Source organism: Nocardia sp. NPDC050717, from assembly GCF_040654275.1.
In the GTDB taxonomy this organism is placed as follows: domain Bacteria; phylum Actinomycetota; class Actinomycetes; order Mycobacteriales; family Mycobacteriaceae; genus Nocardia.
Genome location: NZ_JBFAHR010000003.1, coordinates 237,438 through 251,004, shown reverse-complemented (window position 1 = coordinate 251,004; position 13,567 = coordinate 237,438). Strand labels below are relative to the sequence as shown.

General features: G+C 68.2%; 15 protein-coding genes. 11 read left to right on the top strand and 4 right to left on the bottom strand.

Going from position 1 to position 13,567, the window contains the following annotated elements; translation table 11 throughout:
• Positions 1–37 precede the first annotated feature (37 nt).
• From AB0H56_RS09610 to AB0H56_RS09590, 5 genes are all read left to right on the top strand, one after another.
• The gene (locus AB0H56_RS09610; protein ID WP_357159756.1) at positions 38–1,366 is read left to right on the top strand and encodes a hypothetical protein; all 1,329 of its coding nucleotides are present in this window, start codon (positions 38–40) and stop codon (positions 1,364–1,366) included.
• A gap of 179 nt (positions 1,367–1,545) precedes the next feature.
• Positions 1,546–1,989 carry a 50S ribosomal protein L13 gene (gene rplM, locus AB0H56_RS09605; protein WP_022567307.1) on the top strand — a complete coding sequence of 148 codons (444 nt, stop codon included), beginning with the start codon at positions 1,546–1,548 and terminating at the stop codon, positions 1,987–1,989.
• Entirely contained in the window at positions 1,986–2,507 is a 522-nt protein-coding gene (gene rpsI, locus AB0H56_RS09600; protein ID WP_357159753.1) for a 30S ribosomal protein S9, read from the top strand. The genes rplM and rpsI overlap by 4 nt, the downstream gene beginning before the upstream one ends.
• A gap of 164 nt (positions 2,508–2,671) precedes the next feature.
• Complete coding sequence (glmM, locus tag AB0H56_RS09595) at positions 2,672–4,009, top strand: phosphoglucosamine mutase (protein WP_357159750.1); 1,338 nt, start codon at positions 2,672–2,674, stop codon at positions 4,007–4,009.
• Between the two features lie 133 nt (positions 4,010–4,142).
• The gene (locus AB0H56_RS09590) at positions 4,143–4,514 is read left to right on the top strand and encodes a hypothetical protein (protein ID WP_357159747.1); all 372 of its coding nucleotides are present in this window, start codon (positions 4,143–4,145) and stop codon (positions 4,512–4,514) included.
• On the opposite strand, the gene AB0H56_RS09585 is transcribed toward AB0H56_RS09590, so the two are convergent.
• Both AB0H56_RS09585 and AB0H56_RS09580 read right to left on the bottom strand, forming a co-directional pair.
• On the bottom strand, positions 4,515–4,940 hold the full coding sequence (locus AB0H56_RS09585; RefSeq protein WP_357159744.1) for a hypothetical protein: 426 nt from the start codon (positions 4,938–4,940) through the stop codon (positions 4,515–4,517).
• Between the two features lie 8 nt (positions 4,941–4,948).
• A complete protein-coding gene (locus AB0H56_RS09580) occupies positions 4,949–6,589 on the bottom strand; it encodes an ABC-F family ATP-binding cassette domain-containing protein (protein ID WP_357159741.1) in 1,641 nt (546 codons plus the stop codon).
• Positions 6,590–6,734: 145 nt separating this feature from the next.
• On the opposite strand from AB0H56_RS09580, the gene AB0H56_RS09575 reads away from it, so the two are divergent.
• The 6 genes from AB0H56_RS09575 (at position 6,735) to AB0H56_RS09550 (ending at position 11,128) form a co-directional block, all read left to right on the top strand.
• The gene (locus tag AB0H56_RS09575; RefSeq protein WP_357159738.1) at positions 6,735–6,926 is read left to right on the top strand and encodes a PspC domain-containing protein; all 192 of its coding nucleotides are present in this window, start codon (positions 6,735–6,737) and stop codon (positions 6,924–6,926) included.
• Between the two features lie 95 nt (positions 6,927–7,021).
• Positions 7,022–7,324, top strand: coding sequence for a DUF6802 family protein (locus tag AB0H56_RS09570; protein ID WP_232996725.1), 303 nt, complete (start codon positions 7,022–7,024; stop codon positions 7,322–7,324).
• Between the two features lie 94 nt (positions 7,325–7,418).
• The gene (locus AB0H56_RS09565) at positions 7,419–7,751 is read left to right on the top strand and encodes a hypothetical protein (RefSeq protein WP_357159735.1); all 333 of its coding nucleotides are present in this window, start codon (positions 7,419–7,421) and stop codon (positions 7,749–7,751) included.
• 40 nt (positions 7,752–7,791) lie between these two features.
• Complete coding sequence (locus AB0H56_RS09560) at positions 7,792–9,498, top strand: hypothetical protein (protein ID WP_357159732.1); 1,707 nt, start codon at positions 7,792–7,794, stop codon at positions 9,496–9,498.
• 50 nt (positions 9,499–9,548) lie between these two features.
• A complete protein-coding gene (locus tag AB0H56_RS09555; RefSeq protein WP_357159729.1) occupies positions 9,549–9,995 on the top strand; it encodes a hypothetical protein in 447 nt (148 codons plus the stop codon).
• A 62-nt stretch (positions 9,996–10,057) separates the two neighbouring features.
• Positions 10,058–11,128: a serine/threonine-protein kinase gene (locus AB0H56_RS09550; protein WP_357159726.1), complete on the top strand. Its 1,071-nt coding sequence runs from the start codon at positions 10,058–10,060 to the stop codon at positions 11,126–11,128.
• 18 nt (positions 11,129–11,146) lie between these two features.
• Here the strand turns inward: AB0H56_RS09550 and AB0H56_RS09545 are convergent, their stop codons facing one another.
• Entirely contained in the window at positions 11,147–11,731 is a 585-nt protein-coding gene (locus AB0H56_RS09545; protein ID WP_357159723.1) for a hypothetical protein, read from the bottom strand.
• Between the two features lie 137 nt (positions 11,732–11,868).
• A complete protein-coding gene (locus tag AB0H56_RS09540) occupies positions 11,869–13,545 on the bottom strand; it encodes a serine/threonine-protein kinase (protein ID WP_357159720.1) in 1,677 nt (558 codons plus the stop codon).
• Between the last annotated feature and the right edge of the window lie 22 nt (positions 13,546–13,567).

The window sequence follows — 13,567 nt, the reverse complement described above, 5'->3', positions numbered from 1 at the left end:
TGCGCGCGCCGCTCGCCGACCGGGCACACTTGAGCCTGTGACCGTTCGAGTTGGCGCCCTGCATCTGGGGTGGGATGTGGTGTCCGTTGCCGCGGGCGGCGGACAGACCCCGATCCGCCCGGTTCAGGTGGAGGGCACCTACACCCCACCCGCCTATCTGCTCGCCGACGCGGCGGGCCGGCTGCACACCGCGGGCGTCGACCGGCAGCGGCCGGATCTCGGTATGGCGATCGCCGACGTGCGCGACATCCTCGGGCACCCGCAGATCGTGATCGCCGGGGCCACCTGGCCCGCCGAACTGGTGTTCCGTGCGCGGCTGTACAACCCGCTGGCCGCGGTCGGCAAGTACCTGCGCGGCAAGCCGCAGCTGGTCGCGCTGCCGTACCCGGACAGCTGGCCCGACGAGAAGGTCGACATCTACGCGGCCCTGGTCGAGCAGCTCGACGTGGTCGTCGAGCCGCTGCCGGAGAGCGTCGCGCTCTCTGGCTATGTGCGCGCTCTCGGGCTGGTCTCCCCGCCGAGTGAGCGGCATCGGCACGGCATCGGCGCCACCGGCGTGTACTCCGACGGCCGCACGCTGCTGGTCGTCGCGGTGCACGGTGACGACGAACAGCCCACCGAATCGGTCGAGGTTGCCGTCAGCGCCGAGGCGCTGCGCGATGCCCGCTCGGCCGACAACGTGGTCATCGAGGCGATGGCCGCGGCCCGCTCGATCGGCGCCGACACCTCCACGGTGCTGCTGGCGGGCAACGTCTGCTTCAACGACGCGCTGCGCCTGGCCTTCCAGAACCACCTCGGCCAGCGCCTGCAGGTGGCCGATCATCCGATGCACGCGCTGGTGCTCGGCGCCGCGCACCTGCTGGTCACCGAGCCGGGGCTGGACGAGGACGACTACCCGGACTCGCCGCATCCAGGGCAGGGCTACGCCGCGCAGGTCGGCTGGGGCGCGCCGCCGTCGGCGCCCGCGCCGGGCCAGCCGCCGAGCCCGGCCGGGATCGTCGCCGGTCCGCCCGCGCAGTCAGGGGGACGGCACGCTCTCGACGACCCGGAGGACGACGCGTCGCGCGGCAACCTGCTCGGCAAGGTGAAGAAGGGCTTCTTCGGCGCGCCCGCGGTGGTCGGCGCCGTCGCGCTGGCCGCGACCGCCTGGCACGCGGGCACCGCCGCCCCCGCTGTCGCGGCCGAGCCGGTGGCCTGCGCGTTCACGCCGTACGCGCACACGATCCCGCCCGAGGGCATCGCGAGCGCGCGCGGCGGCGGACTGGTGGACGACGACTCCTGCGCGACCCCCGGCATCGATACCCTGCGCTACCGCCTCCCCAGCCCGGCGGGGGCGACCGACCCGGGACCGCCGGTGGTGATCTAGGGGCTCGGCCCGATTGTGGCCCGGTGATGCGTGGCTGGTATCGTGGTCCGCTGGTGTGTGGAACGTTTCCCTTCTCGTGAGGGAGGCAGCACGTCGAAGTCCCGGGTCTCCACCGGCCGCCGGGACGATTCGATCCGCACCCCGTGGCCGGCAACACCGACGACAGACAGGGAACGACTGTGCCTACGTACAGCCCCAAGGCAGGTGACGTCACCCGCAAGTGGTACGTCATCGATGCCACTGACGTAGTCCTCGGCCGTCTCGCCGTGCAGGCCGCTGGCCTGCTGCGCGGCAAGGGCAAGCCGACCTACGCACCGCACGTCGATGGTGGCGACTTCGTCATCATCATCAACGCGGACAAGGTTGCCATCTCCGGCAACAAGAAGCAGGACAAGCTGATCCACCACCACAGCGGACACCCGGGCGGCCTCAAGTCGCGCACTGTCGGCGAGGTGTTGGCGACCCGTCCCGATCGTCTCGTGGAGAAGGCCGTCAAGGGCATGATCCCGAAGAACAAGCTGGGCAACGCGATCGCGGGCAAGCTGAAGGTCTACGCAGGCCCGAACCACCCCCACGCCGCGCAGCAGCCGGTTCCGTTCGAGATCAAGCAGGTGGCCCAGTGACCGCTCCTGAAGAGTTCACCCCCGAAGAGTTCGACGCGGTCGACGAGACCGTGGTCGAGGTCGTCGAAGACGGCGAAGGCTACGAAGACGGCGAGACCGTCTACGAGGCCTCCTACGAGCCGATCGTGATCGATCGTCCCGTGCAGACCGTCGGCCGCCGTAAGGAAGCCGTCGTTCGCGTGCGCCTGGTTCCCGGCTCGGGCAACTTCGTGCTCAACGGCCGCACCATCGAGGACTACTTCCCGAACAAGGTGCACCAGCAGCTCGTGAAGTCCCCGCTGGTCACCGTCGAGCGTGTCGAGAGCTTCGACATCTACGCTCGCCTGGTCGGTGGCGGCCCCTCGGGTCAGGCGGGCGCGCTGCGTCTGGCCATCGCCCGTGCGCTGATCGAGGTCACCCCCGAGGATCGCCCCGCGCTCAAGCGTGCCGGCTTCCTGACCCGTGACCCGCGTGCCACCGAGCGCAAGAAGTACGGCCTCAAGAAGGCCCGTAAGGCGCCTCAGTACTCGAAGCGCTGATTTACGCACTGCCGGCCACCATCGTTCGCATCCGCTAGGTATGCTCCCCGCGAGAGCGGGGACGAGCCCGGTCGGCGGAGCACGTGTGCGAGAGCAGGCTTCCAGCACGGCTGGTCGCCTGCTCTCGTGCTGTATTCGGGGACCTACTACCAGTAGAGGGTTTTATGGGACGGCTGTTCGGCACCGACGGTGTTCGTGGACTCGCGAACGACACGCTGAGTCCGGAACTGGCGATGCGCGTCGCCGCCGCGGCGGCACAGGTGCTCTCGCGCGGCAAGAAGCGCGCGGTCGCGGTGGTCGGCCGTGATCCGAGGGCCAGCGGCGAGATGCTCGAGGCCGCGGTGACCGCGGGCCTGACCTCGGTGGGTGTCGACGTCCTCTCCGTCGGCGTGCTGCCCACCCCCGCCGTTGCGTACCTGACCGGCCTCTACGACGCCTGCTTCGGCGTGATGATCTCCGCCTCGCACAATCCCATGCCCGACAACGGCATCAAGATCTTCGCGGCAGGCGGGCACAAGCTCGACGACGCCGTGGAGCAGCGGATCGAGGCCCTGATCGCCGACGGCGTCACCGTGCGCCCGACCGGCGCGGGGATCGGCCGCGTGCGCGGCGACTACACCGTCGAGGGCACCCACGAACGCTATGTCGAGCACCTGCTCGAATCGACCGGCCAGAACCTGTCCGGGCTGACCGTTGTCGTCGACTGCGCGCACGGCGCGGCCGCCGAGGTGGCACCGCAGGTGTACCGGGAGGCGGGCGCGACGGTCATCGCGATCAACGCCGAGCCCGACGGCCTCAACATCAACGATGGTTGCGGCTCCACCCATCTCGACGCCGTGCGTGCCGCGGTGCTCGAGCACGGCGCCGATCTCGGCATCGCCCTCGACGGCGACGCCGACCGCTGCCTCGCGGTGGACGCCGCGGGCGAGACCGTCGACGGCGACGCGATCATGGCGGTGCTGGCGCTGGCCATGCGCGAGGCGGGCGAACTCGTCGACGACACCCTGGTCGCGACGGTGATGAGCAACCTCGGCCTGCACATCGCCATGCGCGCCGCCGGGATCACCGTGCTCACCGCCGCCGTCGGCGACCGGTACGTGCTCGAGGAGCTGCGCCGCGGTGGGTACAGCCTCGGCGGCGAGCAGTCCGGCCACGTGGTGTTCCCGCGCTTCGGCACCACCGGCGACGGTGTGCTCACCGGCCTGCGGGTGATGGCACGGATGGCGCAGACCGGCCGGTCGCTGGGCGAGCTGGCCGCGGTCATGAGCACGGTGCCGCAGGTGCTGGTGAACGTGCCCGTCAGCGACAAGGCCGCCGTGGCCGCCGCCCCCGAGGTGCGCGACGCGGTCGCCGAGGCCGAGCGCGTGCTCGGCGAATCGGGCCGGGTGCTGTTGCGGCCCAGCGGAACCGAGCAGCTGGTGCGGGTGATGGTCGAGGCGACCGACCCGGCGCAGGCGCGACAGCTGGCCGATGATCTGGCCAAGCGGGTCGCCGCCGTCTAGCTGTACGTCTGGCGGGCCGCGCCGGTCCGCTCTACTATCGGGCTACGCCGTAGGACCTGTGTGCCGGTGGCGCGTGTGCTGCTCGGCGCACCGGATAGTTTGGCGCGCAGCACGATTCGAAGGGGGCCGATTCATGGCGTCGCTGCCTGCCCGCAACTATCACGACCAGGACCGGTACCCGCTCGACTACGGCACCCCCGACCCCTATCACCGCTGCGGTGGCGCGTGCGGCAGGCCGGGGTGCCGGGATGTGCCGCAGGGTTATTCGCACACCGTCCCCATCCGGGACGAGGGCTACGGCCAGCCGGTCGAGCACTACGAACCGGTTCCCGAGCCGACGCGCGGACTGTCCCTGCCCGTGCCGAGGGTGCCGCGGTCGCGCTCGCTCATCGCCGTGGTCGCGATCCTGTTCGTCACCGGTCTCGCGGGGCTGCTGGGCGCGAAGTTCGGCTCCGACATCGACCTGTTCGGCGCCGCGGAAACGGCTGTGGTGCGGTCGTTCTGATCAGAACTGGCCGGCGACGAAGCCGCTGAACAGCACCAGGAACCCGCCGACCTCACCGGCGATCAGCCCGTACATCGACAGCCGCAGCCCGGCGGGAATCGCGCCGGCGAACTGGTTGGTGGTGTCGCGCTTGGCGCCGTGCAGCGCGTAACTGGCGATCGCGCCGGCGAAGAATCCGAGGATCACCAGGTCGGCGCTCAGGTTGACGACCGTCGGCCACGCGCTGAGCTCGGTGAACACCGCGAGCAGCACCCCGGCGAAGGAGTACATCAGCGCCGCGCGATGCGCGATGTCGACGTAGACGTGCGCCGCGCCCTCGGCGGAGGTCCGGATGCCGTGGTACTTCCACGCCCCGAGCAGCAGGGCGCTCAGGAAGATCAGGCCGGTGGCGAGCAGCGTGAGGCGGGTGTCGATGCCGAGGTCCATACCGGGTCCTATTTCTCGGTGAGCGTGCCGTCGGCCATGTGCCAACGCCGGGTCGCCCGCACAGAATCCAGCATCCGGCGGTCGTGTGTCACCAGAATCAAGGTGCCGGTGAAGGATTCGACAGCCTGCTCGAGCTGTTCGATGGCGGGCAGGTCGAGGTGGTTGGTCGGTTCGTCCAGCACGAGCAGGTTCACTCCGCGTGCCTGCAACAGCGCCAGCGCCGCCCGCGTGCGTTCGCCGGGGGAGAGCGTGTCGCACGCGCGGGTGACATGCGGGCCGCGCAGCCCGAACTTGGCCAGCAGGGTGCGGACATCGGCATCGGGCCAGTCCGGCATGGCCGCGCCGAAGGTGTGCGCGAGGCTGTCGGTGCCACGGAACAGGCCGCGCGCCTGGTCGACCTCGCCGATCTCGACACCGGAACCCAGTGCGGCGGAACCGGAATCGGGGCTGATCTTGCCGAGCAGCAGCCCGAGCAGGGTGGACTTGCCGGAGCCGTTGGCGCCGGTGAGGACGATGCGATCGGCCCAGTCGATCTGGGTGGTGATCGGGCCGAGCGTGAACTCGCCCCTGCGCACGACGGCCTGCACGGCGGTGGCGACGACCGCGCCGCTGCGTGGCGCGGTGGCGATCTCCATCCGCAGCTCCCACTCCTTGCGCGGCTCCTCCACCACGTCGAGCCGTTCGATGCGCCGCTGCGTCTGCCTGGCCTTGGCCGCCTGCTTCTCGGTCGACTCGGCGCGGGTCTTGCGGCCCATCTTGTCCGAGTCGTTCTTGCCCTTGCGGCGGGCATTGCGCACGCCGTGTTCGAGCCAGTTGCGCTGCATCTGCGCCCGCGCTTCCAAACCGGCCTTGGTGTCGGCGAATTCGTCGTAGGCCTCGCGGGCGTGCCTGCGCGCGATCTCGCGTTCGGCCAGATACGCCTCGTAGCCACCGTCGTAGAGGCCGACCTGCTGCTGCGCCAGATCCAGCTCCAGCACCCGATTCACGGTGCGCGCCAGGAACTCCCGGTCGTGACTGATCACCATCAGCGGCACCCGCACGCCGGTCACGAAGCGTTCCAGCCGGTCCAGACCGTCGAGGTCGAGGTCGTTGGTCGGCTCGTCGAGCAGCAGAATGTCGAAGCGCGACAACAACACCGAGGCCAGGCCCGCCCGCGCGGCCTGCCCGCCGGAGAGCCCCGTCATCGGCGTGGCCAGCCCGCCCGCGAGGCCGTCGGTGAGCCCGAGATCGGCGGCGACCTCCTCGGCACGCTGGTCCAGATCGGCGCCGCCGAGGGCGAGCCAGTGTTCGAGGGCGGGGGAGTAGTCGTCGTCACCGCCCTCGCCGAGCCGTTCGGCCGCGTCGTCCATCACCCGCTGCGCGTGCGCGACACCGGTTCGGCGGGCCAGGAATTCGAGCACCGTCTCGCCCTCGATCCGTTCCGGCTCCTGCGCCAGGTACCCGACCGTCGCGTCCGGCGGGCTCACCGTGATGCTGCCCGCGGCGGGCGACCGCTCGGCGAGCATGCGCAGCAGCGTCGACTTGCCCGCTCCGTTCACCCCGACCAACCCGATCACATCACCGGGCGCGAGGGTGAAGTCGAGGTCGGCGAACAGGGTCCGCTCGGCGTGCCCGGCGGACAGACCGGTGGCTTGCAATGTCGTGCTCACCCCCTAGAGTCTGCCCGCCTCGGGGTAGGACCCTGAGATCGGGCCCGGCGGAAATCAGGGTGCGAATGGGTCTGCCGACCGATGCGACCGGGGCTCCCGATCGGCACAGTGGAATCATCACCGCTCGACAGGAAGGCAACACACAATGACTGCCCCCGCCCGCCGCTTCACCCGTTCGACCAGCGACAAATGGATCGCCGGCGTCTGCGGAGGGATCGCGGAGTACTTCGGCTGGAACGCCAACATCGTCCGCCTGGTCTTCGTCGTCTCCTGCCTTCTGCCCGGCCCCCAGTTCCTGCTCTACCTGATCCTGTGGCTGATGATGCCCAAGAAGTAAGGGCCCGCCCCGTCCCACACCCGCTCGCGGATGACAAGATGGTGGTAATTCCGCCGCGCCGTCATCCGCGAGTCCTGTGTTCGAGGAGGAGTCCCATGGTCACCTCAGGCGACAGCCTCGGCCTACCCGACATCGACGCCCACACCCCACTGGGCAACCTCGGCCCCGTCGAACTCCATCAGCCGTCCCAGGACCTCGACGGCGACGGCGTCGTCGACTCCATCACCAACGCCACCCCCCACGACACCAGCATCTGGTCCGACTACGACCACGACGGCATCGCCGACCACGTGACGGTGGTCGAGTCCGACGGGGACTACGCGGCCTGGGAGTACCACCGGAATCCCGACGGGACGTCAGAGTGGCGGCGGACCGATCAGGGAAATCTGGGGGAGTGATTTTTCGGTCGGCGGGTGGTGGAACCGCCGGGCTGGTTCGTGCGTCGAAGTAGGTAGGGCGCTATCCGGGCGCCGTCACTTGTGGAGGTGGGGGATGGGTACGCAGGTTTCCGGCGGCGTCGTCGTCAATCAGGCCGCGATGACCACCTCGGTCAACAGCCTGAAGACCACCGTGTCCGAGGTGCGCACCGCGGCGAAGAATGTGGCGAGCAACGGCTGGGCTGGGGGCAACGGCAGCGAGGCGGGCCGGTCCTATGCGGCCCAGGGCGTCCGCATCTCCCAGGGGATCGACAGGGTGGTCACCTGGCTGAAGGTCTGGACCACCGCCACCGAGGCGACCGCCGATGCGATCGGCAAGGCCACGGTCGAGTTCACTGATGTGGACAAGAACACGGCGCGGGCCCTCGACCAGACCGCCGCGAAGTGAATCCCTGACGAGGGCGGGAGCTGCTGCGATGACCAAGTCCGTGGACCAGATCCTCGATGACGGGGCGAAAGGGCTGCTCTACTTCGAGCAGTTGTTGCCGCTGTACCAGGAGGCGTTCGGCACCGACCTCGGATGGCCGTTGCTGAAGATCCAGGCGGCGTACGACCAGGAGCGGGGCATGAACCTCGCGAAATTGCAGGCTTCCGCCGACGCCTTGAAGGCGATGATCACCACCGCTGACACGCGGCGAGGTGAGCAACAGGCCGCGGCCGACGGTCTGGGCGCAAGCTGGCAGGGCGAGGCGGCCGAGGCGGGTATCGGTAGGTTGCGCGAGATCGTCGGGCTGGCGGAACAGGACCGCAATCTGACACAGACGCTCGCGACCGCGATGTCCGATGCGGTGCCCGCGCTGCAGAAGATCGTCGAGGACAAGGCGACGACCGTCGAAAGGATCGCGGCCGGTCACCTGGTCGCCGTGGGCGGCCAGCAGACGCTGATCACCGTCGAGGGAATGTCGGTGATCGATATCCAGCAGATCATCCGCAGCAGCAAGTCCGGCGAGATCCTGGATTCGCTGCTGAACAGGCTGACCGAGGTCCACGGGATCGAGAATCGAACCGACGACGTCGAGCGGCGATCCGAGGACTGGAAACAGGCTGTCAGGGCCACCTGCCAGGAGTGGCTGGATGAGGTCTTCAAGCAGGGGTACAGCGACAAACTCGGCATCTTCACCGAACAGTGCACCGTCACGCAGACCTCGATCGAGGCGAAGTACACCGTCATCCAGGCCGCCGCCGACGCGATCGAAGAACGAACCTATCCGTCCGTCGCCGGAGTGGCCGGGGCGCCGGCGGATCAGCCGGCGAAGGGCGACCAGTCCGGTGACAACGGAAACCAGAATTCCAACGGCAATCAGAATTCGAACGGAAACCAGAACTCGAACGGTGGTCAGAACACCTCTGGCGGCGGTCAGACCACGTCAGCCGGTACCCAGAACGGGGACACCACGTCGCCGGTCAAGACGACGACCCAGGACACCGACGACGACACCGATGATGACGACACCGACGATGATTCGGATACCAGCACGGCGTTGAGCAACCTCGCCACCACCCTCAGCGAGCTGGGCACCACTGTGTCGAGCGCGCTCACCGGCGATCTGGGGGATTCGCTGACCTCGGCGGCGGAATCGGTGGGCACCGCGATCACCGATGGCGTCGAGCAGCTGACCGAGCAGGCAAGCAGTCTGCTCACCGGTGAGCACGAGGCATCGTTCCAGATCGGCGACGTCGAGGTCAGCGTGCAGGCCGGCGAGAACGGACTGTCGTTGACCACCACCGACGCCGCCGGCGCGACCACCGAGTATCGGTTGAGGTTGGACGAGAACGGAATCCCGGTGATCGAGCAGGAGTCGAGCGCACCCGACGCGGTCACGCCGACCGAGGACGACGGTGCCGGCGTACTCGGCTCGGGCACACCGCAATCCGGTACCGGCCAGGGCTCGGGTGGTCCCGCTGACACGGACGACGGTGCGGCGCCAGAGACTCCCGATCCAGTCGCTCCGCCCGCCGCCGCCGAGAACGGCAGTGGCGAACCAGATTCCGGCTCGGAAACGGGTGGTGTACCGGTGACGCCGCGGGCGAACCGTCAGGAAACTGATGGTGAACACACTTCGACTGTCGAGGATCATCAGGCGAACGACGCAGGTGACAGCGGTGCGGTGCTGGCCGAGGCAGGTCCGCTGTGATGCCGGGCAGCGTTGGCGCATCGCGCCGGACGCCGGGAGAATGATCGACCGTGGACTACGCGGCGGAGATCGAGCAGATCGCGGCCGAAGCGCACCGCCGCTCGGTCATGCTGAGAGAAGAGCTCGACGACATCGATCGCCAGAGCGCCCTTCGCGCACAGCAGGTCGCTGCCAATGCGAGCAGACGCTTCGACGCTGTCGTCGAGCTGCTCGCGCGGGATCGGGATGACGGGCCCGGAGCCTCTGAGCCGCAGCCGGTGCAGGAGGAAGTGGCCGCGCCGATCACGCGGACCGCGTCTCCGACACCGCGGACGTCCCTCGTCGCGGCACCCGAGCCGGACCCGAACCTGACGCCCGAACAGCAGCATCAGGCCGAGATCCGCGCCGCCGTGGCGCGTGCCCGAGCGGCCAGAGAGGCCCACTCGACGGTGACGCCCTCCGATGGGGACTACGACTCGGAATCCGAGTACTACCGTCGTTCGACCTGGCTGGACTGACCGATACACCGTCGAGGAGATCGGTTGGTCACGTGGCCGCCGGGAGCGAAAGGCAAAAGCTGGTGAATGACTTGGTGACGGGCGGGTCTATCGCGGGCTACCGCCTCGAGCGGATACTCGGACGCGGCGGAATGGGCACCGTGTACCTCGCGCAGCACCCGAGGTTGCCACGTTCGGTGGCCTTGAAGCTGTTGGACGAGAACATGTTCGGCGACGCCGAGGCGAGGGCTCGGTTCCAACGCGAGGCCGACCTCGCCGCGCGCCTCGATCACCCGAATGTCGTCACCATTTTCGACAGGGGCGTGGAGGGCAGGCGGCCGTGGATCGCCATGCAGTACGTGCACGGCACCGACGCAGGCGCCGAGGGGCGGGTCGAGCCGCAACGGGCGATTCGGATCATCTCCGGGGTGGCCGCAGCGCTGGATTTCGCCCACGGACATGGGGTGCTGCATCGAGACATCAAGCCAGCGAACATTCTACTCGGGCGCACCGAGACTGCTCAGCCGGAGCGTGTCCTGGTCGCCGACTTCGGTATCGCGCGGCTGCAGTTCGATCAGAATCCGGTGACGCAGACCGGAACCTTCACCGCCACTCTGGCTTACGCGTCGCCAGAGCAATTGGCAGGTCTGCCACTGGATCCGCGGTGCGATCAGTATTCCCTCGCTTGTACCTTGTTCGTCCTGCTGACGGGAGCTCCGCCGTACGCCGCGACGAACCCGGTCGCCGTGATCCAGGCGCATATGTCGGCCGATCCACCGGCGATCTCGGCGCACAGCCGCAATTTGCCGGCGGCACTGGATTCGGTGCTGCGGCGAGCTCTGGCCAAGCGTCCGGGGGATCGGTTCGGGACCTGCGCGGAGTTCGCCGACGCCGTGACGATGGCATTCCAGTCCTCGCTGGTCGACCTGGGGCCATGGTCTGGCAGCAGGACATCCCCGACGGCGGTCGCCGCCACGCCACCGGTCGCGGCGGTGAGATCGGGAAGTGCGATGGCGGCACATCGTCCGGCCACGCCCGCGCCCTCCGGTCGAGGGCGGCGGCAGGGTGTATGGCGTCAGCGCTTGGAGACGATGGGCGTCATCCTCGCTCTGGGGTGGGTCATCGCGATAGTCTTGCTCGCTGTGCTGTCCTGAATCACGGTGGCTGCGGGATCAAGCCGGTCGAGGTTCGATGGACTGGAGCAGACCCCAGTCGAAATGCGCCCAGTAGAGGCAGTCGTCGCCGGTCTCGGGGTCCAGTGTCTTCAACGAGGCCACATCTCCGATGGAACCGAAGCCGTCAACGAAATCGGTGGTCCCCAAAGTGATTTCGTGAAACTCTGCCCAGGTGCATGACCAAGGCGCGAGGTCGGCTACCGATGCCACCGCAGGTTGTGGTGAGCCGGGCGTACGCAGGAGGTTTCTCAGCAATGCGTTGTGGCCTGATATCTCCATCCATTCCAAGCGTAGACCCGGCCAGAAAGGCAAATCCCAACCTGCATAACGTATTTCTCGGCCACCGTGGTACTTCGACCGTTCGGAGTCCGGTGTGCCCCAGGCATCCAGGTACTCAGCGATCCTGGTGAACTTGTTCGTTGCGTCGGTGAACCACCACCGTTTCTCCGCGGCGGCGGCGTCATCTCGTGTCGCCCCGACCTCGGCCAAGAGCGCCCTGCTCTGTTCCGGAGCGCTGGTACACATCGCGTGCAACATCGAAAGCTGGAAGTCGTACAGTGACGTCACGGGCCTGCTCTTCATCGTCCCTCCTCGATCGGCGTAGGCCGACTATGACGGTCCGCGTGCGAAAACGGAAGACTTCTTCGACCTGGATCATCGCTTCCCCGAGGATGTTTCAAGGACCTCCGCTCCCTCGGCGAGGTTACAGCTGTCGCGCTCTAGGTTCGCCGGCTGAGCGTCATTCGGCTGACGACAGCCGTGGTGAGGATGATCGCGAGGGAGATCGACACCCACACGATCAGTGCGCTTTCGGTTTGGGCGTGCATGATCGGGACGGCGAGGGCGATCGCCGCGAGTCCGGTGCCGATGAGCCAGGCGCTCGGGGTGTCGGTCTTCGCGGGTATCGGGGTTCGGGCGAGGGCCAGGATCAGGGCCAGCAGTGTCAGGGGTGGCACCGTGAATTCGAGGGGGTGAGTTCCCGACCAGAGGTCCCACCAGCCTCCGCCGTGCAGCCGGTGGATGAGCGCGATCGCCGCGATCATCAGGATGGGGGCTGCGGCGAGGGTAGCCGCCAGCTGCGGATCAGGCCGTCTCGGAGAAGAATTGGAGATGATGGTCAGTAGCTGCCCGATGGCGATCGCGCCGGCCGTGACGGTCACGGTGGCGATCGCCGACTTCATTAACGTGGGTCCCATGGCCAGTGTCAGCGGGCTGCCGATCAGAGAGATCGCCAGTGCGGTCACGCAGACGGTCCGCGGGTCCAACACGCGGCCTACCTGCGGTGCGAGGCATATCGAGCCGAGGATCAAGGTCACCAACGCGCCGCCGGAGATCTGCTCGGAGACGAACATCGACCAGTAGTCCATGCCACGCGTGCTGAGTACGAGGGAGAAGAACGCGCACCACAGTGCGATCAACAGGGGTACTCGACCGCTCGACGGCGCAGGAGGTCGTGGTCGCATCGGCGTGGCGGGCACCTGATGGTGGCCCGGCGGGGCGACGGCGGCCGGAGCGTTCACCGGCGCCCACCCGGGAGCCGGAGCACCCATCGGCGCGACGAGATTCGCACGCAGTGCTTGCTGCGCTGCCTGCGCGAATTCGGTGCAGGAACGGAATCGCTGATCCGGATTCTTGGCCATTGCCCGCTGGACCACCAGGTCGAGTCCGCGTGGCAAGCCGGGCCGTCGTTCCGAGAGGAGCGGCGCGGGTGCGGACATGTGCGCGCCGATGACCGCGACCGGGTTGGTCGCGGTGAACGGAGCCGTACCGGTGAGGAGCGTGAAAAGCGTGCAAGCCAAGGAGTATTGATCACTGCGATGGTCGAGAGTGCCGCCGGAGAGTTGTTCCGGCGAGGCGTAGGCGAGCGTCGCGGTGAACGTGCCGGTCTGGGTGAGGCCGTTGACCTCGTCGCGCAGCCGTGCGATGCCGAAGTCCGCGAGGAGCACACGTTCGGGTTGCTGGGGTTCCGGGCTGGACAGCAGGATGTTGGCCGGTTTCACATCCCGGTGCAGGATGCCGCGACCGTGGGCGAAATCCAAGGCGGCCGCGACATCGCCGATGATGCGTACCGCCCTGGCCGGATCCATCACGCCCTGCGTTCCCGCGTCGGCACCCGCGACATACTGCATGGCGATCCAGAGGTTGTTCCCCTCGAGGCCTCGGTCCTGCACGGCGACGATGTTGGGATGATCGAGCCGGGCCACGAGATCGGCCTCGCGTTCGAATCGCTGACGAATCTCGTTGTCGCCCAGTAGTTCCGAGTTGAGAATCTTCAGAGCGACGTGGCGTGGCAGCCGCGGATGCCTGGCCAGGTACACCGTCCCCATCCCGCCCCGGCCGAGGACCCGCTCGATCCCGTAGCCGGCGAAGGTCGCCGACGTCCCCCAGGTGTCCACTGTGATCCTTGTCTGTGTCGAT